The sequence below is a fragment of the Hyphomicrobiaceae bacterium genome (assembly GCA_041397645.1).
Lineage (GTDB): Bacteria > Pseudomonadota > Alphaproteobacteria > Rhizobiales > Hyphomicrobiaceae > Hyphomicrobium_B.
This window is the reverse complement of sequence record JAWKWE010000004.1, coordinates 1376312-1400045: the sequence shown is the minus strand read 5'-3', so window position 1 is coordinate 1400045 and position 23734 is coordinate 1376312. Positions and strand designations below refer to the sequence as shown.

General features: G+C 58.3%; 22 protein-coding genes. 8 read left to right on the top strand and 14 right to left on the bottom strand.

The features are described from left to right. The first annotated feature begins 630 nt into the window (after nt 1-630). From R3D51_06435 to R3D51_06425, 3 genes are all read left to right on the top strand, one after another. The gene (locus R3D51_06435; protein ID MEZ5899116.1) at nt 631-2418 is read left to right on the top strand and encodes an asparagine synthase-related protein; all 1788 of its coding nucleotides are present in this window, start codon (nt 631-633) and stop codon (nt 2416-2418) included. 57 nt (nt 2419-2475) lie between these two features. Continuing rightward, nucleotides 2476-3720: a glycosyltransferase family 4 protein gene (locus R3D51_06430; protein MEZ5899115.1), complete on the top strand. Its 1245-nt coding sequence runs from the start codon at nt 2476-2478 to the stop codon at nt 3718-3720. A 187-nt stretch (nt 3721-3907) separates the two neighbouring features. Continuing rightward, nucleotides 3908-4567 (top strand): YdcF family protein, encoded by a 660-nt coding sequence (locus tag R3D51_06425; protein MEZ5899114.1) that lies wholly within the window; start codon nt 3908-3910, stop codon nt 4565-4567. On the opposite strand, the gene R3D51_06420 is transcribed toward R3D51_06425, so the two are convergent. The 3 genes from R3D51_06420 to R3D51_06410 form a co-directional block, all read right to left on the bottom strand. Beyond that, nucleotides 4534-5493, bottom strand: a complete 960-nt coding sequence (locus R3D51_06420) for a GDP-L-fucose synthase (GenBank protein ID MEZ5899113.1) — start codon at nt 5491-5493, stop codon at nt 4534-4536. The genes R3D51_06425 and R3D51_06420 overlap by 34 nt on opposite strands. A gap of 31 nt (nt 5494-5524) precedes the next feature. Further along, nucleotides 5525-6598, bottom strand: a complete 1074-nt coding sequence (gene gmd / locus R3D51_06415) for a GDP-mannose 4,6-dehydratase (GenBank protein ID MEZ5899112.1) — start codon at nt 6596-6598, stop codon at nt 5525-5527. A gap of 108 nt (nt 6599-6706) precedes the next feature. After that, the gene (locus tag R3D51_06410; protein MEZ5899111.1) at nt 6707-7396 is read right to left on the bottom strand and encodes a YdcF family protein; all 690 of its coding nucleotides are present in this window, start codon (nt 7394-7396) and stop codon (nt 6707-6709) included. Between the two features lie 427 nt (nt 7397-7823). Here R3D51_06410 and R3D51_06405 point away from each other — a divergent pair, with 427 nt between their 5' ends. Beyond that, on the top strand, nt 7824-9200 hold the full coding sequence (locus tag R3D51_06405; GenBank protein MEZ5899110.1) for a hypothetical protein: 1377 nt from the start codon (nt 7824-7826) through the stop codon (nt 9198-9200). 23 nt (nt 9201-9223) lie between these two features. Here the strand turns inward: R3D51_06405 and R3D51_06400 are convergent, their stop codons facing one another. Beyond that, nucleotides 9224-9772 (bottom strand): transcriptional activator RfaH, encoded by a 549-nt coding sequence (locus R3D51_06400; GenBank protein ID MEZ5899109.1) that lies wholly within the window; start codon nt 9770-9772, stop codon nt 9224-9226. Nucleotides 9773-10133: 361 nt separating this feature from the next. On the opposite strand from R3D51_06400, the gene R3D51_06395 reads away from it, so the two are divergent. From R3D51_06395 to R3D51_06380, 4 genes are all read left to right on the top strand, one after another. After that, nucleotides 10134-11129, top strand: coding sequence for a P1 family peptidase (locus R3D51_06395; GenBank protein MEZ5899108.1), 996 nt, complete (start codon nt 10134-10136; stop codon nt 11127-11129). Nucleotides 11130-11167: 38 nt separating this feature from the next. Then, complete coding sequence (locus R3D51_06390; GenBank protein MEZ5899107.1) at nt 11168-13195, top strand: PAS domain S-box protein; 2028 nt, start codon at nt 11168-11170, stop codon at nt 13193-13195. A gap of 402 nt (nt 13196-13597) precedes the next feature. Then, entirely contained in the window at nt 13598-15247 is a 1650-nt protein-coding gene (locus R3D51_06385; GenBank protein ID MEZ5899106.1) for a L,D-transpeptidase family protein, read from the top strand. A gap of 81 nt (nt 15248-15328) precedes the next feature. Beyond that, on the top strand, nt 15329-15772 hold the full coding sequence (locus R3D51_06380; GenBank protein ID MEZ5899105.1) for an NUDIX domain-containing protein: 444 nt from the start codon (nt 15329-15331) through the stop codon (nt 15770-15772). A gap of 408 nt (nt 15773-16180) precedes the next feature. Here the strand turns inward: R3D51_06380 and R3D51_06375 are convergent, their stop codons facing one another. From R3D51_06375 to R3D51_06330, 10 genes are read right to left on the bottom strand one after another with little or no spacing between them, the layout of a single operon-like run. Next, nucleotides 16181-16747, bottom strand: a complete 567-nt coding sequence (locus R3D51_06375; GenBank protein MEZ5899104.1) for a DUF447 family protein — start codon at nt 16745-16747, stop codon at nt 16181-16183. After that, a complete protein-coding gene (locus tag R3D51_06370; protein ID MEZ5899103.1) occupies nt 16747-18204 on the bottom strand; it encodes a DUF6513 domain-containing protein in 1458 nt (485 codons plus the stop codon). Before R3D51_06370 ends, R3D51_06375 begins: the two co-directional genes overlap by 1 nt. Further along, on the bottom strand, nt 18168-18752 hold the full coding sequence (locus R3D51_06365; protein ID MEZ5899102.1) for a flavoprotein: 585 nt from the start codon (nt 18750-18752) through the stop codon (nt 18168-18170). The genes R3D51_06370 and R3D51_06365 overlap by 37 nt, the downstream gene beginning before the upstream one ends. Nucleotides 18753-18812: 60 nt before the next feature. Next, on the bottom strand, nt 18813-19430 hold the full coding sequence (locus R3D51_06360; protein ID MEZ5899101.1) for a uridylate kinase: 618 nt from the start codon (nt 19428-19430) through the stop codon (nt 18813-18815). Continuing rightward, nucleotides 19423-19860: a dihydroneopterin aldolase gene (locus R3D51_06355; GenBank protein MEZ5899100.1), complete on the bottom strand. Its 438-nt coding sequence runs from the start codon at nt 19858-19860 to the stop codon at nt 19423-19425. The genes R3D51_06360 and R3D51_06355 overlap by 8 nt, the downstream gene beginning before the upstream one ends. Nucleotides 19861-19909: 49 nt before the next feature. Further along, the gene (locus R3D51_06350) at nt 19910-20641 is read right to left on the bottom strand and encodes a (5-formylfuran-3-yl)methyl phosphate synthase (protein ID MEZ5899099.1); all 732 of its coding nucleotides are present in this window, start codon (nt 20639-20641) and stop codon (nt 19910-19912) included. A 50-nt stretch (nt 20642-20691) separates the two neighbouring features. Beyond that, on the bottom strand, nt 20692-21450 hold the full coding sequence (locus R3D51_06345) for an ATP-binding cassette domain-containing protein (GenBank protein MEZ5899098.1): 759 nt from the start codon (nt 21448-21450) through the stop codon (nt 20692-20694). Further along, nucleotides 21450-22265 carry an ABC transporter permease gene (locus R3D51_06340; GenBank protein ID MEZ5899097.1) on the bottom strand — a complete coding sequence of 272 codons (816 nt, stop codon included), beginning with the start codon at nt 22263-22265 and terminating at the stop codon, nt 21450-21452. Before R3D51_06340 ends, R3D51_06345 begins: the two co-directional genes overlap by 1 nt. Next, nucleotides 22219-23202 (bottom strand): transporter substrate-binding domain-containing protein, encoded by a 984-nt coding sequence (locus R3D51_06335; protein ID MEZ5899096.1) that lies wholly within the window; start codon nt 23200-23202, stop codon nt 22219-22221. The genes R3D51_06340 and R3D51_06335 overlap by 47 nt, the downstream gene beginning before the upstream one ends. Next, complete coding sequence (locus tag R3D51_06330) at nt 23202-23723, bottom strand: DUF3280 domain-containing protein (protein ID MEZ5899095.1); 522 nt, start codon at nt 23721-23723, stop codon at nt 23202-23204. Before R3D51_06330 ends, R3D51_06335 begins: the two co-directional genes overlap by 1 nt. Nucleotides 23724-23734: the final 11 nt, after the last annotated feature.

Here is a 23734-nt window from a genome sequence, read left to right as displayed (position 1 = left end):
GTTCTCGCCGTCGAAAGAGCGTCAAGATTTTCCCCGCGCGCGACTTGCCTTGTCAGGGCGCTCTCTTTGCAACGCCTATTGTCTCAGAATGGTCTTGCCAGTGAGTTGCGCATCGGCGTTGCCAAAAACGCTGATCAATTCAGCGCACATGCTTGGCTGATCCACGACAACAAGATTTTGATAGGAGAGGATGAGGATACCGACGAAATGCGGATCCTCACCACTTGGTCAGCATCTGGCTTGCCGCTTAAAGGGTAAGCCAGATCGAACCAAAAAACCGTTCGTTAGACGGGAAACTCACGCCGCGGTTTTCATCAGACCTGTAGTTGCTCCGCCGTCAACGGTGCCCATGTTCCCAAATGTCAAAGTCATCGCCCGAAGCGTGCCAAACTTCATAAGTTTGGGTGCTCGATAGGCAAGCTTAGAATTCGACTTGGATCCTTCATTCTTATTTGGTCGATCAACCATCGTTGCCACCGGTAGCATATGGGCTAAGGCACTCCACGTGCATCTAAGACACACATCGCGCGGAGACTATATGCCAGAATTGAACCAAGTCGGGAAAAAGTCCCTAGTTTTGAGAAACCATCCCCAGGACTTACAGACACAAATAATGAACGTAAATAGACAATGAGTTTCCTGGTCTGCTCCTCCCAAACGGGTGGCCTAAACGATGGTGAGGCGACCGGCCCCCTCCCGTTTTCGATAGAGGGTGAACAGCATCTCACGGTAAGCGAACGGCGACGAGTTCAGATCCGTTATACGCCCACGAGCATAGAGGTGCCCTTCGGGGCATCCGCAGAATCCTCACCGGACCAACGTCTGACCTTGGTTGGCCGCATCCGGTTGGACCGTCGCAATGAACTCACAAAACTTCTGTTTCCAGATGGCGGCACGCCGAGCGACGCCGCGCTTTGTCTTGCAGCCTACGACAGATGGGGGCCCGCCTTTGCCTCCTACCTGCACGGCGACTTTGGTTTTGTTCTTTGGGACGAACACGCCCAGAGGCTGGTATGCGCGCGAGACCGCTTTGGCGTGCGGCCTCTGTTCTGGACCCAGACAGACAGTGCGTTCGTCATCAGTGACGACCTCGACAAAATCACGACGGCCATCCCCTTCAAAAGGGATCTGGATGCTCTTTGGATCTTGAGCTTTCTGACCAACAACTTCAGTCCCCCGGCGGAGGCCACGGTTTACTCGCATATCAACCGGGTCGCGCCAGGAACCGTGTTGTGTATTGAAGGATCACGATCGACCACGACACGCTACTGGCAGCTCGAAATCGGAGATCCACTTTTTCTGCCCAATTCCCGTGCCTACGACGAAGCTTTTCGAGACAGCGTCACGGCCGCGTTGGCAGACCGGCTCGACCCTGGCATTACCGGCATCACGATGAGTGGCGGATTGGATTCGAGCAGTTTGGCGGCACTTTCCGTCGCCCACCTCGGCAATCCCTCACGCATCGTCACGCAGACCCGCGTCTATCAACGACTGATTGATGACCAGGAAGAGTACTACAGCGGCCTTATCGCCAAGCGACTTGGTGTGGCGCACACCGTCGTGCCGATGGACGACACGAGCTACGATCCACACTGGTTTGAGATGCCGACGACGCTGGCAGAGCCTTCCGATGCGATTATCATTCGACGCTTCGAGGAAGCCATGCATAAGGACATGGCACAGCGATCGCGCATCTGGCTCTATGGTGAGGGGCCTGACAACGCACTGACATTTGAATGGCGGCCCTATTTTCGCTGGCTCGCGCGGCAACGACGCTTCGGGCGGCTGGGAATCGCCATAGCGCAATTGATCGCCACGACACCGCAAAGGGAATGGAAGCTCGCCTGGCAACGGCTTTCGAGTTTCAATCGTCTCTGGATCGATGCACCTCCTCCGGTCCCCGACAACTGGCTCAATCCAGACTTCATCGACGGCACGAATTACGACCACTACTGCGCGGAACACTATAGGCTGCGTGCTGTTTCCCATCCTTGGAGGCCGCGGGCGTTCGCGTCACTTACATCGAGCATCTGGCCAGCGACTCTGGAGTCGATGGACCCCGTGCTCGCGAAGGCTCCGATAGATTATCGCCATCCCTATCTCGACACGCGGGTGATCGAATTCCTCGTCCGCCTCCCGCCCGTTCCGCAATCGCGGGCAAAATCGATTGTCCGTCACGCCATGACTGGGCTGCTCCCAGAAGAGGTGTTGCGACGTCCTAAGACACCCCTCGTCAACGATCCACTCCAGCGTCTGGTGCACGAACGTCCCCTTCCTGCTTTCAAGACTGAGAGTCCCATCCATGCTTATGTCGATACGGCAAAACTGGAAGCAGCTTACAGGGAAGGTCACGGACGCCAATCACTGCTCAATGCGCATGTCCTTGATCATTGGCTCACGCGCCGTGGCTATGGTTGAGTAGAACATCTGACAGCACCTCTTCGCACCCGAGCCAACATAAGCACATCGCGCTCCATGGCCGTCATTTTTGTCAACCGCTTCTTTTACCCGGACCATTCGGCCACCAGCCAAATGCTATCCGACCTCGCGTTCGCGTTGGCGCAAAAAGAGGAGACTGTCACCGTCATAACAAGCCGATTGCGATACGACGATCCTGCTGTCCATCTTCCAGACTCCGAGACTGTGCGAAACGTCACCGTCAAACGCGTGTGGACCTCGCGCTTCGGACGTCACAACCTCGTCGGGCGTGTCTTTGACTACGCGACCTTCTATATCAGTGCAGCATGGGCGGTTTTCCATTTGGCACAGAATGGGGACATCGTTATCTCGAAAACTGATCCACCAATGCTCGGTGTGCTCACCGGCGCTATTGCGCGTGCGCGCGGTGCCAAGACGGCAAACTGGCTACAAGACATCTTTCCCGAAGTGGCCGAAGCCGTCGGCATGGGGGACGGCCGGCTGAGCGGCGCACTATTCTCGGCCTTGCGTAAACTGCGCGATCGCTCATTACGCAACAGCGACGCAACAATCGCGATCGGCGAGCGCATGGCAGCGCTTGTAAAACGATGCGGTGTCGCGAAAGGGAAAGTCCGTGTCATCCCCAATTGGGCTGACTGCGATAGCGTCGTGCCGGTTTCTCCCTCTGAAAATCGACTGCGCGCCTCATGGGGGTTCGCGAACGCCTTCGTCGTTGGCTATTCCGGAAACCTTGGTCGCACGCACGAAATCGAAACGTTGCTTAACGCCATCGGTCATCTTGAAGCTAAGCGTGAGAACCACCCAACACCAATTCGCTGGCTCTTTATAGGAGGGGGCGCGCAGTTCGATACGCTGAAATCAGAGTGCGCGGCGCGAGGTCTATCATCGGTGAGCTTTCAGCCCTATCAACCGCGCGAACGCCTCGCACTGAGCCTGTCAGTAGCAGACGTCCATCTGGTGTCCCTGCGGCCCGAGCTCGAAGGCCTCATAGTGCCCAGCAAGTTCTACGGGGTCGCCGCCGCCGGGCGTGCCGCCATTTTTATCGGAGATGCCGACGGCGAAGTTGCGCGGCTCATTGCGGAAGAGCATTGCGGCCTGACTGTAGCCCAGGGCGATGGAGCAGCTCTCGCACAAGCTATCGAAACTCTGGCTGCTGATCCTGTCCTCTGCCGGGCATTGGGCGAAAGCGGACGCCGCGCAGCCGAAAAGCGTTTCGCTTTGAGCACCGCAGTCATATCTTGGCAAGATCTGCTCGCCGCTTTGCGCGAAAAGAGCCTTTGACCGGGCTGCATTAAATCTCCCGCAACACCATTCCGCTATCCCATGCAGGTGCGCTGCGCCACGTGGACGGCTGTCGTCTGTATCCCAACACGAAGCAGCGCAGCGTTGCGTTGGAGTTGTGTGCGTGTACCGGACCGGACCGAAGGCAAGCGCGTGTGCGCGTTCAAGGACGCCTGTGCGGCGGAGCATGCCGGTCGCCGCGGTCAGCGCTGTCCTTCTGTTATCCAGCGGCCCGCTCCCAGATGTTCCGCTTTTCACTACCCTGCTCAGCGAGCGCTTTCCCCGCACGACGCTTTCAGACAACGCACCCGTTGACGGGGTGATCGCACTTGGTGGTCTCGGCGTCCGAATGATCGAGGCCGTTCGTCTTGCGCGCAAATTTCCGAATTCAAAGCTTATCATCACCGGGCGGGGAGAAGATCCCTGGGCACTCTATGCCGTTCAAGCTGGCGTCGCGCGCGATCGCATCGTGCTAGAGCCAAAGTCGCGCAACACGTTTGAGAACGCAGTCTTCTCAAGCCGCCTAGCCCACCCGAACAAGAACGAACGCTGGCTGCTTGTCACCAGCGCTGCGCATATGCCGCGCGCGATGGGCGTTTTTCGCAAAGCAGGCTTCAACACACTCGCTTGGCCGCTTTCTCCCGACTACGACAGTCCGGAGTCTGCACGCCATGAATGGCTGGGGCTCGCCGCCTACCGCCTGCTCGGGCGGACCGACGTCTGGTTCCCTGCGCCGCAAAACCCAAATCGGAAAGATCTCGGTATGCCTAGCGTCGCACTGATGGGCGACGCGACACGTTCGTCGGCGGAGTTTCAGGAGCGGATGCTCGCGAGAAAATCCTTGTAAGCCGACGCAAGACCATCGCGCAGTCCGATTGATGGCCTCCAGCCTAACGTGCGCAACTTGTCGGCGCTCATCAGCTTTCGTGGTGTCCCATCGGGCTTACTGAGATCGTGCTCGATCCCCCCCTTGAACCCCACGACTTCTGCGACGAGCCGCGCCAGTTCATCAATCGTCATATCCTCGCCAGACCCGACGTTGATGTGCTGCTCGCCCGTATACATCTTCATGATGTGGACGAGCGCGTCGGCACAATCGTCAGCATGCAGGAACTCGCGCCGCGGAGCGCCGCTACCCCACAGTGTGAATGACGACGCGCTATTCAGCTTGGCTTCGTGAGCCTTGCGGATCAACGCCGGGATGACGTGCGACGTTTCCAGATCGTAATTGTCGCCGGGCCCGTAGAGATTTGTCGGCATCGCGCTGATGTAGTCGCAGCCGTGCTGGCGACGGTAGGCTTGCGCGAGCTTGATGCCCGCGATCTTTGCAATGGCGTACCACTCGTTGGTCGGCTCCAGAGGTCCGCTCAAAAGTGCGTCTTCCGTGATTGGCTGGGGCGCCAGTCTCGGATAGATGCACGATGACCCCAAGAACAGCAGCTTCTCCACGCCGGTCTGGAATGCGGCGCGCACCACGTTCGCCTCGATCACCAGATTGTCGTAGAGAAAATCGGCTGGGTAGCGATCGTTTGCCGAGATCCCCCCCACACGCGCGGCGGCCATAAAGACAGCCTGCGGCCGCACGCTTTCGAAAAATCCCTCAACCTCCCTCTGGCGGATCAGATCAAGCTCCGTGTGCGCAGCGGTTATGATCTCGCAGTTCTCTCGCTTCAGCCGCCGCACGATAGCGGAACCTACCATCCCGCGATGCCCTGCGACAAAAATGCGCTTTCCTTCAAGATCATAGCGATAAGGCGCTGCTTGCGTGCTCATGCGATCTCTTCATTTCCCGTCGTTGAGCTGCTCAGCCTGCAGTGCGATCGTTACGCCAAGTCTCGCGCTCAACAAGCGCAAGGTCGCTGGCAACCATTTCGCTGACGAGCTCCTTGAAGGACGTCTTGTGCGACCACCCGAGTTTCTGGTGCGCCTTGCTTGGATCGCCGAGAAGCAAATCGACTTCCGTTGGACGGAAATAGCGAGGATCGATGCGTACAAGCTCATCGCCGGTCGCACTGTCATAGCCGATCTCGTCTGCGCCCTTACCGCGCCAAGCGATTTTGCGGTCCACGCAGGAGAAAGCGAGCTCGACGAATTCGCGAACCGAGTGCGTCTCTCCCGTCGCCAGAACGTAATCGTCAGCCTCTGGCTGTTGCAACATAAGCCACATGCCCTCGACAAAGTCGCGCGCATGTCCCCAATCGCGCTTGGCGTCGAGATTGCCCAAATACAATTGCTTTTGCAGCCCATGATGGATCGCAGCGACAGCGCGCGTGATTTTGCGCGTCACGAATGTCTCGCCTCGAGTGGGCCCTTCGTGATTGAACAGGATACCGTTTGATGCATGCATACCGTAGGCTTCACGGTAGTTCACTGTGATCCAATAGGCATAGAGTTTTGCGGCGGCATAAGGAGAGCGCGGATAGAATGGCGTGGTCTCTTTCTGTGGGGTCTCCCGAGCCTTGCCGTACAGCTCAGACGTCGATGCCTGATAGAAGCGAACTTTGTCTCCAATGCCGAGAATTCGTATCGCTTCCAGGAGACGCAGCGTGCCGAGCGCATCGGCGTTGGCGGTGTACTCTGGTGTCTCGAAGCTAACCTGTACGTGGCTCTGGGCGGCCAGATTATAGATCTCATCTGGTTGGTGCTCTTGCACGAGCCTGATGAGATTGGTGGCATCGGTAAGGTCGCCATAGTGCATGAAGAAGCGCGTCTTGCCTTCATGCGGGTCGATATAAAGATCATCGACACGAGCCGTGTTGAAAGATGAGGAGCGCCGCTTTACGCCGTGAACGACATAGCCCTTATCAAGCAGCAAACGCGCCAGATACGCGCCATCCTGGCCGGTAACACCGGTAATGAGTGCGACTTTTTGGGTCATGCGGCAACGATCCGAGGAAGTTCGAGATGCGGGCGTATGTCCGTCTGAGGACGGAACTAGGTACGGAACCGGGTGGTTTCCGTCAACCAAACACCCTCAAGAGAAAGTCTAGGCTTGCGGGAACAGGGCGCTAGACCGGCCGCTGATCCAATAGGCGACCAGGCCGATCCATTCTTTCACGGCCACATCCGCACGCTTCAATCCATCGGGAATTGAATTGAAGGGCCGCAGCATGTCGCCCGGTCCGCGGGTCCGGTAATCGACGGGAAACGCCAGAACGTCGAAACCCGCTTTTCGAAACACCCCCATTGCGCGCGGCATGTGAAAGGCTGAGGTAACGAGCAGCCACGTCTCCCCAGACTTCGGCGATACCACCTCGCGCGTGAACACGGCGTTTTGAAACGTGTTTCTAGAAACACCCTCGGTCATTATCCGCGCGTTATCTATTCCCATATCCCGCAGATAATCGGCGACGGGGCCAGTAGCCTCCGCGTCTCCCACAAGCCGACCGACGCCCCCGGTGAAGACAACCTTTGTCTTATCGAACATGCGCGCAAGACGCACGGTTTCGGTCAAGCGTTCCGCAGCTTCGTTGACCATCAAACGGCCGCGCCCGGCACTCACCCACCCGTCTTCAAATCCGCCAAGCATGATGATGCCCGCAACGTCGTTGCGAGACTTGAGTTGTTCATCGGAGATCGAGGGAAAGCGCTCTTCAAGGGGAAAGATCAAAACATTGCCGATCGGTAGAAACCCGGCGAGCACGATCCAGCCAAACCCCATCGCTGCAAAGGTCATGGCAATTCGTGATCTGGGCGAACGCCTCAACCCCCACGTGCCGGCAAGCGCGAACATCACTGCTAGGCTTGAGGGCTGAAAAATGAAGAAGAGAACCTTGGAGGCAACAAAAAACATTTCTAATTCAACCATCTCGCTGGAAAGCATTGATCGTCATGCACAGCGAGACGATCAGGGAATATATTGCACGCCGACAAGACGCTTTTCTGAGGGCGATACATTAGTTGGCGACTAATGACCGCGGAATTGCTAAAGGGGGGTCGGTCGAATGACCTCATGATGAGTACGCATGATCTTGGTCACGAAAAACACGTGACAGGATTTTGACAAAAACCGACATCATAGGGATAAGCATAGATGTCGGGCACGTAAGACCGACTTTTGTTTGCGTAACTCCTAAAGAGACTTGGCGCGCCAAGATCAAGCCTTGCCGCTACATCGTCAACCTGAACTCCAATCGACACACGATGTCATCCGTCGCCTTTCGGCAGTTTCGGCGGAGCTTGCGTCGTGCCTTGATGCCGTAATCATCGAATTGCATAGGGCCGAACCGTTTGAACCCGATCCTGGTCTTGTCCGCTGCGCTCAAAACCTCGCCGCGACCCAGGTTGCCATTACCCAGCAGATCCTCTTACTCACCCGGCTGATTGAGACGGACGAACAGCCCATCTTGTTTGAGGCTCAATCTCAGCAGCAGGGCGGACCGTTCGAACTTCTCCAAGCGCAAACTTTGCCGCAAACGATTCCGGGTCCTGACAGGGGGACGTTTCTCGATAGGCCAATTCAGGCTCGTCCAAGCAATACCAGGGCGCTGCCTCATATCACGCGTTCAACTCTTGAACCGTTCAAGTTGCAACCCACCCAAGCGTTGCGCCGGACCGCTCTGATCTACGGGGCGCAGGAGCCGACACCTGCACGACTGGGACCGAGCTCGCAGCGCGAGCGGAATGAGCCTTCATTGGGAGTCGTCAAACGTATCCTGACCAGCCGCCTATCTGTGATTATCGGGCTCATAGCTTTGATCGTCGGCCTATGGTCGATCATTCTCAATCCAGGCGAACCCACACCCGCTCAACTCGTCCCTGGTGGCAGGACGGAGAATGGCACCGCGCCATCTACAGACACAGACCGCATGGCGGACAAACGTCGGCAGCGTTTGAGCGACACGGTCGAGTCCAAAGGGGGAGATGAACCGTCGACGGGCGTTGCCGAGCGTGAAGATGCAGCGAATGCGCCTGCGTCCACTTTCACCACGGCTCCCCTCAGTCAGCCGACGGTTGTGGTCATGCCACCTGCGAGCACAGCCGCAAATCCGGATGATGCGGCAACCGCGCAAGACACGCTATCTGAACCAGCCCGCCCTGTGGCAGTCGCCGCTCCAACCGTTCAACGCCCTGTCGGTCCGGATACAAAAAAGTTCAAAGCGCCGGCCTCTACGCCGAAAGAGACCGAGCCAAAAATTGACATACCTGCCCCCACTGCTCCCAAGCCGCAGGTTCAAGAGCCGACGGCGTTCAAGACCACCATCAAGCCTACGCCTCAACCTGTGCAGAAATTCGCGCCCGTGATCTTGGTTCTGCGCGACGGCAAAGTTGCGTTGCAGATCTATCAGGATCTGCAGAAGCGCCATCCTGCTGTCTTAGGCAACAAGACTGCCGAGCTGCGCAGCTTCACTGGAACCGATCAAACAACCTGGGTGCAATTGCTCGCTGTCCCGTCAACCTCCAAGAAAGACGCGGAGGCGATCTGCGAGCAGCTCGGATCGGAGGGGAAGGCGTTGGGCTGCAATGTTGTCTCGTACTGACTCCAGCTCGATTTGAAAGCGGTTTATGTCTCGCGGATACCGTGAACGTCGGTGTGGACTCGTACCGTCTGGTTCAAAAGGTCCAGCAAAACGACAAGACGCTGCTTCTCGTCCATTTCGACGATCGTTGCCACAAGGCCTTCAAAGGCAGCACCTGTCATGCGCACCGTTTGCCCGACCTGGTAGTCCTGCGACGGCTTCACGATGGCGCCGTCGATCTCTCGCGCGCGTAGAGCAGATATGAAGTCGCCTGACAGCATCCCTGGGGTTTCTCCGAACGCGATGACACGACGAACCCCTAGCGTGGAGTGAATACTTCGCCACGACTGACCAGCACTCAGGGCTGCGAAGACGTAGCCGGGAAACAACGGTCGCAGCACGTCCTGCACGCGGCGCGCGTGGCGGATCCTCTTACGCACCATCGGGCAATATGTCTGAAAATCCTGCCGTTCGAGATTCTCGATTGCGGCGCGTTCCTTGTGCGGGTGGGTCGCGATCGCAAGCCATTGCCCCGCCTCGTTGCAGGACAAATTCTCAACGTCACCGCTGACGATGGCTGACTTGACATTCATGCTCGGTAACTAGCCCAGCTCAGACGGGTCAAAGCCCTGGTTAGCAAGTTCAATCGCCTGACCGCAACAGCTTGCCGCTCGATCGGCAGAAAACAACCCTTGGCTGCCGATGGCAAGGGCGCTGTCGAAACAAGCAGCGCTTCCGCACACCCGACTGGCTAGTAAGCCCAAGTAAACGCCAAAGAAGATTGCCCATGATGCCGTTCACCGGCCTCCCTCGTCGATGCCGCTCCAGCATCGGCGTGCGTCTTTGCAATTTCGATTGCCCACTCCTCTCGCGCCAATTCTTGCGGGCTGATATGACAGATTTAGACCCAGGATAGATACTGTTCCCACAATTGCGAATTGCCAGGAATTCTGGATGCGAAATCTCATTACCGATGTGGCAGGCCTGAGCGTCGGGAACGCACACGACCCAACCGTTGCCTCAGGCGTCACCGTCGCGATCTTCGATGAACCCGCCGTCGCATCGGTCGCTATCCACGGCGGGGCGCCCGGCGTGTGCGATACCGCATTGCTGGAACCAGAGGCGTCTGTCGAACGGGTAGACGCGCTATTCTTGTCAGGAGGCTCCGCGTTCGGGCTCAGTGCTGGCGGGGGGGTGCTCGCCTATCTGCGCGCGCGAGGGCGCGGCTTTCAGGTGGGAAACATTCACGTACCTATTGCCCCAGGCGCTGTCCTTTTCGACCTGGCGCAAGCAGGCGCAACCGATTGGAGCGGGATTCCGCCATGGTGGGAGCTTGGCTACCGTGCGGCAGCGGAGGCAGCCAGCCGGTTCGACCTCGGCACAGCGGGTGCAGGCTTCGGAGCGACAACGGCCAACGTCAAAGGCGGCCTCGGCTCCTCCAGCGCCACGACGTCGGAAGGTTTTACCGTCGGCGCACTGGTCGCGGTTAACGCCGTGGGGTCGGCACTAATCGGTGACGGACCACATTTCTGGGCGGGACTAGACGAGCACGAAAGCGAGTTCGGGGGACTAGGCAGCCCGGCACACCTCCCTCCCACGGCATTCGACATGGCCATCAAGGGAGACGGAAACCCGCGAGCGAACACAACCATCGCCATGGTTGCCACGGATGCATTGCTGACCAAAGCTCAGGCCCGGCGGGTCGCCATCATGGCGCACGATGGTCTGGCCCGCGCCATCCGCCCCTCCCATGCACCGATGGACGGTGATCTCATTTTCGCGGCAGCCACTGGCAAGGCCAAGCGCGCACCAGATCTCAGACAGCTCTCCGACATCGGTTTTGTGGCAGCCCGGTGTATGGCTCGAGCGGTCGCTATCGGAATTTACCGAGCCACCTCCCTGCCTGCGCCAGGAAGTTTGCCAGCGTACCGCGATCGCTTTCGACCCTGAACATTGATATATTAAAAGGATTTTCGGGAGATGTTTGAATGAGCGAGTTGAGTGCCTGGCCTCAAAAACAAGCACGGACGATTCGATTTCGGATCCTTTCGCTCATCGGCTTTATTCTGTTTCCTCTTATCCTCGCCTCCATCTGGATGACTTACGATTCCGCGTCCACGAAGCGGCGAATTGTCGAACTCGAACGCCTGGAAATCACTAATCGCATCTCATCGGCGGTCGACCAACAGATCGCAATTCCGATTGGCATGCTGGTTGGACTGGCGGTCGCCGATGAATTGGTTCAAGGCGATTTCGCAGACTTTCGCAGACAGGCTTCGAAGCTTGTTCCAGAGCCCAACATAACGCGGATTTGGGCCTTCACCCCCAAAGGCAAAGTCAAGGCCACAACAGAAACAGATCCTAAGACCCCGGCAGACTATGCGTTAGATCCTGTTACGATGGAGAGAGTTTTCTCGGGACAACCCGCAGTGTCCCCGGTCCGCGGTGAAGGCTTGTCACACGCGACCGTTGTTATCTCAGCTCCGGTGAAGAGCAATGGCAAGGTGATATTCGGGCTTGCCGCCGAAATCCGCGTCGCTTCACTGAGCAGCATCTTTGCAGATCACGGATTGGGAAAGAATTGGGCTGCAGCCATAGTTGATCGAAACAATCGCTATGTCGCCCGAAGCCTGGACGCCGAGAATAGGGTTGGTCACGAAGCGCGCCCCGAGTTGGGCGTTGTGGCGACCGGACCAAACCAATCTGGCACGTTCGAGAACGTGACCTACGAAGGCGTCGAGATGGTCAATTCTTTTCGCCGCTCGGAACTTACCGGATGGACGACTGTCGTGGCCGTTCCCCAGGCCGAATTGGAAGCACCACTGCGAAAAGCACTCGCTTGGTCACTGCTTGGCAGCACAAGCCTCGTGCTCGCATCGTTGTGGCTGGCCTCGCTCATGGCGTCACGAATTTCTGAGCCGATCCAAAATCTCAGCCAATTTGCAAGCGCGCTCGCCGGAGGGCGGCCTGTTCCAGACTCAGTTCATCACATAACGGAACTGGATGAAGTTCGCGAGGCGCTCGAAAAGTCGATAGCACAGAGCGCACGCCTTGCCGCTATTGTTGCCTCCTCGGGCGACGCCATCATGAGCATTGGTCTCGATGGTAAGATCATGAGCTGGAACAAGGGCGCTGAGGACCTGTTCGGCTACACGGCCGAAGAAATTATCGGGCAGCCTAAGTCCATTCTCGTCCCAACTGGAAATGAGTCCGAATTCACGACACAACGCTCACTGGTGTTGTCGGGAGAGTCGGTACGGGCTGATAGCGTTAGACAAAAAAAGAACGGCCAGCTTGTCGATGTCTCGCTCAACTCTGCGCCAATCCGGCGGCCCGACGGAACGATTATCGGCACGTCCTCGATTATGCACGACATAAGCGAGCGCAAAGCCGAGGAAGAACATCGCCAGTTCTTGATGCGAGAGGTGGCCCACCGTTCCAAGAACCAACTTGCGATCATCCAGGCAATTGCCGGACAGACGGCGCGCCATTCCGGATCGATTGACGACTTTATCGTAGCGTTCCGGCAGCGGCTGCAAGGCCTCGCGACATCACACGATCTTCTGGTCAACCAAAATTGGCGCAACATCCCCTTAAGGCGACTGGTAGAGCACCAGATCGGCATCCTGACCGGGATTAAGAACGAGAGCGTTGAGGTCTCGGGGCCTGACGTTAATCTCTCACCGCAAGCATCCGAGGCGATCGGATTGGCTCTCCATGAGTTGGCGACGAACTCAATCAAATATGGCGCATTATCCGTCCCGACAGGTCGCGTTGAGATCCGTTGGACCCTTCAGCCAAGTGAAGACGCAAAGCAGAATTTGGTTCTGGAGTGGCAAGAACACGGAGGTCCGCCAGTGAACCCACCAAGCTCGAAGGGCTTTGGGACACAAGTGCTCGAAACGCTCACAGCTAGATCCGTCCAGGGCGAGGCACAGACCCTCTACCTCACTGAGGGCTTGCACTGGATCTTGAAATTTCCAGTGGCCACGACGGGCAGCCTAAAGGGAGCTTGATCGGCTCTCTAATGCGCAGACGAACGGCTGCGGGATATTTTCTGAAGACAACGATCGCTGCATTTACTGGGCTGCCACCCTGCTGCGCCATACAATCTCCGAGGGGCAATATTTAACGTCGAGTGTTAATTTAAAAGAAATCAGGGTCTTGCCGTGTTTTTATAATCTTATTTCTTAATATGAATTTCTTTGCGCCCCACCTTAAACAGTTAGCCTAACCACGATACTGTTGCTCATTGGAACTGTTCACCTGCAGCAAACTTTATATAGTTAGACCAGCCGGATGCGGGCTCGGCGGCAGCGTTAGAAAATGATGAAATTCTGAGTGGCAATCTGCGCGTTCATCTTCATTAAAGGCTAGGGACGTTATCTTTCGCCGGAGGCCTACGGGAGATTTCACCCATGCGTTCGGGTAGTTCGAAGCAACTTTTCCATTATTTCGTGGCGGCGCTAGCCGGATTGATCGTGGTGTCGTCCGCAGACGCCGCCTCCGCGCGCCGGAAAAAAGACGTCCCACCCCCCGAACCCGAGGTGGAGTTGAGCGGCAAGGCCGCCATCGCGGTGGTCTCCATCAAAGACCAGCGCATCTCGGTCTATGACGCAAGCGGGATTGCACTTCGCGCGCGAATTTCGAGCGGCCAGGACGGCTACGAGACGCCGGTCGGCGTGTTCAGTATTCTTCAGAAGAACGCCGAGCATTACTCAAATCTCTATGACGACGCCTCGATGCCGTTCATGCAGCGCATCACCTGGTCGGGTGTGGCGCTCCACGCCGGAGCCCTGCCTGGCTATCCTGCGTCTCACGGCTGCGTTCGCCTGCCCTATAACTTTGCCCAAAAGATCTTCCCGCTGACCAAGCTGGGCATGCGCGTGGTGATCTCCCGCGACGACATTGCCCCCGTCGACATCAGCAATCCCCTGCTGCTCGCGCCCGAGCCGATCGAGGCGACAGCAATGGCGATCCCCACCGCTTACAATGAAGATGATAACGCTGACGCAAGCGAATCTCTCATGCAACCGGACGTCGGCAATTGGCCCGCCCGCCAAAAGCTGCTGGACACCTTGAGAGCCGACGCGCGCGAAAAGACGGCTGCTTCCGAAGTCGCTACGCAGCACTGGCAGGACCTCACGGGCCAGCTTAAGAGCCACAAGAAAGAACTTTCTCTCATTACAAAGCGCGACCGCATCGAAAAGCTCGTAGACAAGGCCAAAGACCGATTGGCCAAAGCCGAAAAGAGGCTCGCCGCCGCCCGCACGCCGCGCTCGCAGAAAAGCGCGCAAAAAGAAAAGAACGCAGCCGAGAAGTCTCTCGCCACAATCGATGCCAAAGCCAATGATGTGCGAGCGGCCGCCCAGCAGGCTGAAGAAAGCCTCAAGCAGCTCAAAGAAGATATCGCCGTTGCCGAGAAGGCCAAGACAATGGCGGCACAAGAATCATCCAATGCTCGTCGCAAGACGATGCCCATCTCGGTTTTCGTAAGCCTCAAGTCTCAAAAGCTTTACGTTCGCCAGGGCAACGAACCCGTCTTCGACACCAAGGTGGCGATTGCGGAGCCGGATCGGGTCATCGGAACCCATATCTTCACCGCACTCGACTACGCCAACGACGGCAATGAAGTGCGCTGGAACGTGGTTACTATCTCGCGTCGCACCGCGTATGAAGACGATTGGGACGATCGCGGCCAACGCAAGCGAAAAAGCAATCAAAGCTATGCCCCACCCGTCACCAATGCTTCTGAGGCCGCAGCCGCATTGGAGCGCGTGTCGATCCCAGCGGATGTGCGCGCCCGCATTTCCAAGTATGTCTGGCCGGGCTCCTCGCTCATTATCTCCGACGAGGAGCTGAGCAAGGAAACGGGCCCCGGCACCGATTTCATCCTCGTGTCTAGCGACGAGCCTTCAGGTGCGCTCTTGAAGCGCAAGCGCGAGACCCCACCACCGTCGGCCTACTACGACCGGGACTTCTATAGTGACCGTTATTACTATCGCCCCTTGAACCGCTATGAACGCCGGGTGCCGATACGGCCGAAGACCTTGTTCGATTGGTGGTGATCCCCCCGGCAGGGCCCGACGTTTTACATTAGACGCAAGCGCCCTCTAATAAAGAGGGCGCAATCGTTTAGAAATATGAGCATGGCGTTATTAATACCAACACGACGCGACCACCGGCATCGAGTGACACTCGGTGCACAGGCCGTGGTGACTGACGGCGAGGGCCAGGTTCTTCTCGTACGCCACGGCTACCGCCCGGGCTGGCATTTTCCCGGTGGCGGTGTTGAACGCGGAGAATCGCTGAAGACCGCAATCACACGGGAACTCGACGAGGAAACGGGCATCGCTCTCGAACAGGAACCGCGCCTGTTTGGCATTTACGCGCACTTCGACGCCTTCCCTGGAGATCACATCGTTCTGTTTACCGTCGAACGCTGGCGCCGTTTGCGTTTCCCGGCCGCCAACAGTGAGATTGCCGAACACGGATTCTTCGCGCTCGATGCACTGCCGGATGAAACGGTGCCTCCGACGCGACGACGTCTAGAAGAGATTTTCCGAAAGGGTCCGCGAGCGCCGCATTGGTAGATCACCAACGCGATAGGCTCATCGGCCTCCACCGCTCACAACCACTGCAAGAAATCCGGCCGACCTATCGATGTCGCCAGTGGGCGCCGCACTCGGGGCAAGCGTAGCAGTCGTCGCCGGCATTCTCCGAGGAAACTTCGCTCCAGCGTGTCGTCCCATCCGGCATAGTGCACCTATGCTCGACAGTCAGAATCCTCGCAATCCACTGCAATAATCCATGTTTTCGGAAGTTAGAAAGCCTGCTCCGAGCGTTGTCTGAGCAGCCGGCATCCTGCGGCTTTGGCGCCGACGAACTGCCCCCCGAATGAACAAAAGCCTGTGCCATGACGCGCTCCCAAATCTGGGAGCACACCTACCATGCAATTTATGGTTGCGCAATCTTAAGTTTTAACAAATCAACAGCGCAACTCATCGAGCGGAGGCGCGCCAAGCTGTGACTTTGTCCATCAGCCACCCCCAAGCCTCCTCCTCGCGAGGCCCTGCGGTCTTGGAAATCGCGATCTCAAGATACTTCAGTTCGTTCTCGACCTTTTCCGGCGGCAGCATCTTGAGGCGCGTTGTAAGCACCGCGAGCTCAAGGACGGCGGCTTGCGCACGGTTGAAGCCTTCCCAGCCCTTGTGCGTCTCTCGATGAACCAGCGCGCAGACGAAGCGCGGCCTAAGCTCATCCTCAATGACATGCTCCACCTTTAGCTCCCAGTGCGCCACGCACTCCTGAAGTCGTCCGCCCTTAACAACCTTCGTCGGCACCACGGGCCAATCCTTGCGGCCAGTGACACAACCGGCAAAAACGCGCACGTCGTCGGTATGGCTTGCAGCCGCAAATGAGTTTGCACGCAGGTTGTCGAGCGTGCGCGAGGGCTTGAAGGGCGCGATGATCCAATGCTTGCCATCCTCGATCAGCCCCAACGGTGCAACGTGCACGTCGCCGCGGGCGCTCATGGTCGTTACGATGGTTTCAACGATGCGCGGCATCAGCTGTTGTCCTCTTGCTCGCGGCGAAGCTTCTCACGTTTGCGCTCGGCGGACGCCTCCTTGGACTTCAGCGTCTCGCCTTCAGGCGCATGGCGCGTCAGATCCTCGCTCTTCTTGTCAGCCGCAACGCCCCAATCGAGCGCGCCATCTTGCGTATATCGCTTGCCCAACTGCAACGCGATCTCAGCTTTGGCAAGCTCGTAGCCCAGGTAGAAGGCATGGGCGCCGTCCGCATCTACGCCTAGCTTGGGATATAGTTCGAACGGGTCGGTAGCTGTGTGATGGCCGTCGCGGTTGGCGATGTGGATCAAAGACTCGCCAGTGTGGATGCGGAAGTTATTGTCCCTGATCTCGCGCGCGGCATTTGCGATCTCGGCATCGTTCATGGGGTTGGGCAGAAGATCGTGCAACGAGAGCAAACCGTTCCCGCCATACCCCTTGGGAAGGCTCGAATCCGCGCGAGCGCGATACAGCAGACGCCTCGCCGCGTCATGCTCCTCGATCGTGCGTCGCGTATGCGGTGAAACCTGGACTATCAGCACATTGGTGATGAACAGCTCCGAGCAGATGGCGAGCAACATGGCTGTTACCCCCTGGCTGTCGGCTTCCGTCAACTCGGTCAGGTTACCCGTCCCCATCAGGATCTCGACATCAGGACGCGCGCGACGCAGTTCCGCATAACGCTCGATCGAGGCTGTAAAGCCGAAGTGAATCGGATCGAGAATGGGGTCTGCGATGTGAGGAATCTTCTTTGTCTTCGCAAGATCTATCGCCCGCAGAAGCGAGGCGAGATCGCCATGCGGCTTAGGCACGAGGATTGGTGTACATGATGTGCCCTTCACCGCGTCGAGCGTCGTCTCGTCGAGGCTCAAAACGTAATGCGCTCCAGCCTTGGCGCCACGCGCCAATTCATCGACATCCCCGCTATCGACACTGACCTTGAAGCCAGCCTTGACGAGTGCGCTGACCATCTCCTCCAAATGCGGGAATGGCGTGTCGGGCTGGCATCCGATGTCGATGACATTAGCGCCCTTTGCCCGCTGTTCGCCAGCGCGCACCAACATCTCTTCCACGCTCAATGCTGTAGCATCGACCGACTCGGCGAATATGCGTACGTCATACTTGGAAAAGTCCGGCGGCTTGCCGCCGCGCCCCAGATATTGCGGCAGGTCTGCCAACTCATCAGGACCACGCTCGAACGGCACACCGAAATGTCCACTGAGACTGTCGAGATTCATCCGCGCGCGGCCGGGAACGATCACGCGGTCGGCGTGCAGCGGGCCCTTGAGGCGGTTGCGCACGATTGCTTCCGTCATCAGCGCCGCAACCTTGATGCCGAGATTCGACACCGACCACGAGCCAGGCTGCAGCCCAGCTTCCGCGACTGTCGATTTCAGCCTGTCCTCGGCAAGCCGCCCGGTCAGGAAAAGGATGCTGTCTTTTGCGTCTTGAGCCATGTCAGCCTGGCCGCAACGGCCTCTCGCAATGCCGCCACCGTCTCGACGACCGTCGTGGCCTCGAACGACTTTAGCTTTTCGGTATTTTCAAGATCGACGCGTCGGGGATACACCTTCACCATGCCCTTTGGCGCTTCGGTATCCATCTCCGGTGCGGTATCGCAGGCAAACACGATTGTCGGAACGCGGCATTTCCCGGCCTGCGCGAAAACATTGGTCGCGAGGTTGTCTGAAATGCCGGCCACGCACTTGGCGACCGTATTGGAAGTCGCCGGCGCCATGATCAAGGTATGGTAGACGCCATAGTAAAACGCGCCGACCGGTGCCGCGCTCGCTGTCGTATCCTTGAAAATGCGCACGTCCGCCGCCAACTCGAAATCCTGCTTGTACATGCGGATAACCTCGACCGCCGCCTTGGAGACGAATACGTCGAGATTTGGCAGCTCTCGCATGATCTCCAGGCTCTCCTTGAAGAAGTGCCCGGATCCGGTCAGCGCCCAACCGAACCGCGGTCTGGCGATGCCTTTGAGTTCCTTTTCATAATCCATGTGTACCGCGCTAGCATGCCCAACAGGCCGCGTCGATGGCGCGGTTGCGAATTAAACATTTCAAGGTGACGGCGCCCCGATCAGTCGCGCCAGAAGGGCATCATCGCCGGGTCCAAGCACACGCCACGGCAGCTTGGCTGCACTCACGATCTGAGCAAATGCCGGATCAACGATCTCTCCCTGCGCGAGCTGTTGGACGGTGCTCCCGTTCTCGACAGCAACTGATTTGACGAGGATAACTTCAAGCCCACCAAGTCTCTCGGCAAGCCGCGCAGCGAGCCCGTCGGATGTGATGGTCCAGTCTGTCGGAATTCCGCGATCGTCTCGGCACATCGTTAACGGCAGCCATACCGGTATTCTGCCGTCAGCAATAAAGCGCGCGAAGTCTTCCGGGCGCTCCGCGGGTGTCAAGCGGTCCTCCATGGAGCACATCACTTCGGCCATTTGATGCATACTGAGAATGGCGAGGCGGTGGGCAACCGCATCGTCAAGGCCGAGCTTCTGCTGAAGATCGCGCACCGCGTCAGCGAATGGACCACCGCCAGGGACGACGATGATCGGATGTTCGGCCTTGGCGATCAACGCAAGACAGTCGCGCAGTCGCCCAGCCTGCATGAGAGATCCACCGACCTTGACGACAATCGGCCTTGGCGTATCGGCCGCCCAGACCTCAGCCACGGCCAAATTCGCGCGCGGCTGCTTTTGTGGCCGGCCGGACGATCTCGACACCGCGCTGAGGTCCGCGCTCCAGCTTTTCCAGCCGCACGCGCACGGCCACGATCCGCCGATCAGCGAGACAATTTTCGGCAATGCGCTCGGCGAACGTCTCGACCAGGTTGATGTGACCACCGCGCGCCAGCCCAACGATGAAATCGATAATATCCGCGTAGGATGGAACCTCCACCATCGCGTCATCCACGGAGTGGACCTCGGGCGCCAACCGCGCCTCAACCGTGAACGCGACCTTCTGGGTTACGCCCTGCTCCTCCGCGTAGACGCCGACGTTGCAATCTACGATGAAATCTTTGACGAAGATCGTGTCGCCAATCTCGCGCGCGGCCGTTGTCTTTTTGCTCGCGGATGTCTTGGCGGAGGCTTTCGATGTCATGCTGGTGGCGTCCTTGTTAGACGTTCATATTGTTTCTTGACGGTCGGCTCTAGGCCACCGAGCGTTTCCCAATTGCACCTGCGACGCGATCAAGTTCTCGCCGGACGGCCGCAACGCGCGCTTCGTCCACCGCGCCTGTCCGCCCACCCTCGCACAAAGCGCCGCGGAAGCCGAGAATATCTGGCCCTAAGGCCGCGAGGGTTTGGATGTCAGATAGACGTAGCGAGCCCGCGAGACCCGCAGCCAGTCCATAGCTGCGCGCAATAGCAAGGAAAGCCGAGAGACGGTCTGTCTCCATCACTTGCGGCAGCGCACCGCGCCGCTTGTCCGCAGTGTCGAGCATGACGCCCATAAAGCCGAGCTGCGCCAAGTGCGGCACGATGCTGAAATCGGAAATCTTGTCAGCCGATAGCACGGCAAACAGCTTGGCTTTGCCAAGCTCGGCTGCTGCCAACGCTTCGGCCGCCGCAACATCATCGGGCGATCCGTCAAATCCACATTTGACGATAGCGACGCCCGTTGCCGCGACCTCCTGCGCTGATTGCACCATCTCAGGGACGTTTGCAAAGCTGTCGCCAATGGTGGCGCTGACCGGAGCAAGCGCCGACACCGCCCTCACAATGTCTGCGATCTCGCCAAGATCGAGACGGCCGAGCGCTCCGGTCGCGGGATCCTTGCAATCGATGACGTCAGCACCTGCGGCGAATGCGGTATACGCCTCTTCGGTGTTGGTGACACTGGCGAGGAAAGCGGGCGCACCCCGCTGCGAACTGTCGGACATCGAAGAAGACCTTGTCGAAGCTAGTCGATCACCCGAGGGCGAGAAGCGGATCAGCCTGTGCCGAACACCCGCATCTGCTCGGCAAGAACGGCTGTCCTGTCCCTGCGCTGCTCTGGCGTGAGCCGCACCGAGATATCGTCCACGACACTGGCCTTTCCAGGCGAGAGGCGCAAGATGCGGGTGCCGAGTTGTATTGCCTCGGCGCGGTCATGGGTAACGAAAATTACCGTCGTGGGCTGGCGTGCGATCAGTTCCAAGAGCAATTGCCGCAGGCTCTGGGCCGTTGGATCATCGAGCGACACGAACGGCTCGTCCATGAGCAAGATCTGGGGCTCCACGATAAATCCCCGCGCCAGCGAAGCGCGCCGCTGCATACCTAAGGAAATCCGCTCTGGATACGCATTTGCGGCTTCGGTTAGCCCCACGCGTGCAAGCATCTCGGGAATACGCGCAAGCCGGGCATCGCCCTCCGGCAATGCAAGGGCGATGTTTTCATAAACAGTCCGCCATGGGAGCAGCCGCGGGGCCTGGAAAATGAAGGTCATCGCATCGCGGCCCGCCCCAAGATCAATCGAGCCTTCGAAGTCCGTATCGAGGCCTGCGATGATGTTGAGCAAGGTGCTCTTGCCGCAGCCTGACGGGCCGGTCAGCACAAGAAACTCGCGAGGAGCAACATCGAAGGAGACATCGCTCAGAACGAGCTGCGCATCGCGGTCGGCAAGAGCAGGAAAGATCTTACGATCGACGTTGACGCGGATCTTTCCGTTACCTCCGGCGCTGGCGCCCATCCTTGCGAGCTCTTGTTCCATCAGCGCCGCCATTTGTTCACCCTGGCCTGAATAGGTTGGAGAATGGCAAGCTCGATGATCTGCACAATCACGATGAAGGCGAGCGCGTAGGCCAGAATGGTCGTCACGTCGAAACTGCCGAATGCAATGTAGATCTGATAGCCGACGCCGCGGCCACTTCCACCCAGCGCCTCGACGACCAGAACGATCTTCCAAACAAGCGCCAGCCCCGAACGCGCCGCCGCGGCAAAGAAGGGCGCGAGCTGCGGCAGGATCACGTGGCGGAACGTGCGCCATGGGCCAAACTTGTAGATCTGCGCCATCTCAGCGAGATCGCGCGAAAGACTGCGCGCGCCTTCGCGCATTGTCACGGCCACATTCGGGATTTGATTGATCGCAACGGCGACAACCGCCGCGGTCCCGTTCATGCCCAGCCACACATAACTCAAGGTGATCGTGACAAGAGCCGGCAGGTTCAAAACGAGAATGAGCCAGGTGTCAAAGAACCGATCAGCGGTTTTGAAGCGACCAAGCAGCATACCGATAACGCTGCCGATGAACATGGCGATGGTGAACGCCATGACGACTCGCAACAGCGTCGCGCCAACGTGGGTAAACAGCTGCCCGTCCAACGCCTCACGTTTCAGCACGTCGAAGACGGCGGCGGGAGTGGGAAAATACCGGCTGTGCGCCCACTCGGCGCCGACGTGCCACAACAGCACCAGAGTTGCCAACGAGGCCACCGCCCAGCCCAGACGCTCCAGTCCGGCTTGCGGCGCCCTTAACCGGCTAACCCGTGCGGGTGTGGAATAGGTTTGGGTCGAAACGGGTGCCATCGCCTACGAGTTCCGCATCTCCAAGTTCTATGAGCAGTTGTGTCAGCTTCCCGGCCGAGGCCGTTTCCGCCTGTGTCCAGGGCCCTGGAACGCCGGACCTGAAATATTCTCTCAGCGCCACAAATTCTGCGTCGCTGAACGGCTTTACAAGCGGCTTGATGCGTTCCCACGCCTCGTCGGACGTGGCTAAGAGCTGATTGGCGTCCGCCACCGCCGCCAGCAAGGGCTCGATGGAAACGCCGTTGGCCTGTACCTCCTGTTCCGACCATACAAAGCCGACGAGCGGCGGAATGGGTGAAACATCCAGAGCCTTAATGATGTCGTCGACCGTCAGAAGCTGCTTGGCACCTTCCGTCGTCAACCGCGCCGCGTAGGTCCAGAAATTGAGACAGGCATCGAGCCGACCATTCCGGAACTCTTCAGTGACCAGTGGAGGCGCACCGTAAACGGGCTGGCAGATCTTCTCCAGATCTTTGCCAAGCAGCTTCATCCCGTAAGCGCGAAGGAGCACCCAGCTCTTGTCGATGCTGGTGCCAGCGACTCCCACGCGTTTACCTTCCAGATCGGCCAGCGTCTTGATTGGGCTGTCTTTGGGAACCAAAAGGCTTCCAAGCGCCGAGGAGTAGGGCGAGAACTTCAAATCGTTGCCCTTCGAGCGCAAGCGCAACGCCCACGTCCAGTCGGTTACAATCACGTCCGCCTCGCCCGCCAGCAGCGCAACGGGACCGGCCTGATTGTTGGCAACCTCGACGACTTGTAAATCGAGGCCGTTCTTTTTATCGAGATCATATTGTCTGATCGTCTCGATCAGCCAACTCACAGTTCCATACTTTACCGAGGTCAACCGGACCATGCTGGCAGCGCGCGACCCCGCCGGCGCAAGCGCAAACGCTGCGGCGCCGGCCCCCATGAGAAGCACATGTCGCCTGTCGAGCATCAGTTCTTCGTCTCCTCGACATTGAAACGATTGCGCCAAAGCCAGCTAATCCCGTGCAGCCATAGCTCATCGGTATTGCCCCGCACCTCTGCCGACATGGCTTTCGTAAGCTTGCCGGACTTAACATCGCGGACAAAAACCTGAATGCTAATCAGCGCATCCGACCACTTGTCGACAAAACCGGTGACCGCAATGTCAGCGCCCGCCTTTTGAGCGATCGGAGCTTCGCAGCCATCGCATTTCGCCAGTGGGGCAGCCATTTGGATCTCAGACTCGTAAGGGGTCAGATCGACAAGTTCGTATCGGCCGTCTTTTGTCATTAACGTGCGCAGTTCGTCAGCGATTACCTTGAGGCGGCGCAAATCCTCTTCGTTGTATTGGGGAACTATTTCGCCTTCCTGCTCCACATCGCGCATATCGAACGGAAAGACAGCTGCTTTCGGCGCCGAGAAGGCCGGATTAACCGGCAGAACCGCAAATAGCGCTCCCAGGCAAAGGAACAGATAACGAAGCATTCTCATCCAAGACTTTC

Coding starts and splice junctions, on each gene's coding strand:
- R3D51_06435 (MEZ5899116.1), top strand. CDS start 631: ATGAGTTTCCTGGTCTGCTCCTCCCAAACGGGTGGCCTAAACGATGGT.
- R3D51_06430 (MEZ5899115.1), top strand. CDS start 2,476: ATGGCCGTCATTTTTGTCAACCGCTTCTTTTACCCGGACCATTCGGCC.
- R3D51_06425 (MEZ5899114.1), top strand. CDS start 3,908: ATGCCGGTCGCCGCGGTCAGCGCTGTCCTTCTGTTATCCAGCGGCCCG.
- R3D51_06420 (MEZ5899113.1), bottom strand. CDS start 5,493: ATGAGCACGCAAGCAGCGCCTTATCGCTATGATCTTGAAGGAAAGCGC.
- gmd (MEZ5899112.1), bottom strand. CDS start 6,598: ATGACCCAAAAAGTCGCACTCATTACCGGTGTTACCGGCCAGGATGGC.
- R3D51_06410 (MEZ5899111.1), bottom strand. CDS start 7,396: ATGACCTTTGCAGCGATGGGGTTTGGCTGGATCGTGCTCGCCGGGTTT.
- R3D51_06400 (MEZ5899109.1), bottom strand. CDS start 9,772: ATGAATGTCAAGTCAGCCATCGTCAGCGGTGACGTTGAGAATTTGTCC.
- R3D51_06395 (MEZ5899108.1), top strand. CDS start 10,134: ATGCGAAATCTCATTACCGATGTGGCAGGCCTGAGCGTCGGGAACGCA.
- R3D51_06390 (MEZ5899107.1), top strand. CDS start 11,168: ATGAGCGAGTTGAGTGCCTGGCCTCAAAAACAAGCACGGACGATTCGA.
- R3D51_06385 (MEZ5899106.1), top strand. CDS start 13,598: ATGCGTTCGGGTAGTTCGAAGCAACTTTTCCATTATTTCGTGGCGGCG.
- R3D51_06380 (MEZ5899105.1), top strand. CDS start 15,329: ATGGCGTTATTAATACCAACACGACGCGACCACCGGCATCGAGTGACA.
- R3D51_06375 (MEZ5899104.1), bottom strand. CDS start 16,747: ATGCCGCGCATCGTTGAAACCATCGTAACGACCATGAGCGCCCGCGGC.
- R3D51_06370 (MEZ5899103.1), bottom strand. CDS start 18,204: ATGGCTCAAGACGCAAAAGACAGCATCCTTTTCCTGACCGGGCGGCTT.
- R3D51_06365 (MEZ5899102.1), bottom strand. CDS start 18,752: ATGGATTATGAAAAGGAACTCAAAGGCATCGCCAGACCGCGGTTCGGT.
- R3D51_06355 (MEZ5899100.1), bottom strand. CDS start 19,860: ATGACATCGAAAGCCTCCGCCAAGACATCCGCGAGCAAAAAGACAACG.
- R3D51_06350 (MEZ5899099.1), bottom strand. CDS start 20,641: ATGTCCGACAGTTCGCAGCGGGGTGCGCCCGCTTTCCTCGCCAGTGTC.
- R3D51_06345 (MEZ5899098.1), bottom strand. CDS start 21,450: ATGGAACAAGAGCTCGCAAGGATGGGCGCCAGCGCCGGAGGTAACGGA.
- R3D51_06340 (MEZ5899097.1), bottom strand. CDS start 22,265: ATGGCACCCGTTTCGACCCAAACCTATTCCACACCCGCACGGGTTAGC.
- R3D51_06335 (MEZ5899096.1), bottom strand. CDS start 23,202: ATGCTCGACAGGCGACATGTGCTTCTCATGGGGGCCGGCGCCGCAGCG.
- R3D51_06330 (MEZ5899095.1), bottom strand. CDS start 23,723: ATGAGAATGCTTCGTTATCTGTTCCTTTGCCTGGGAGCGCTATTTGCG.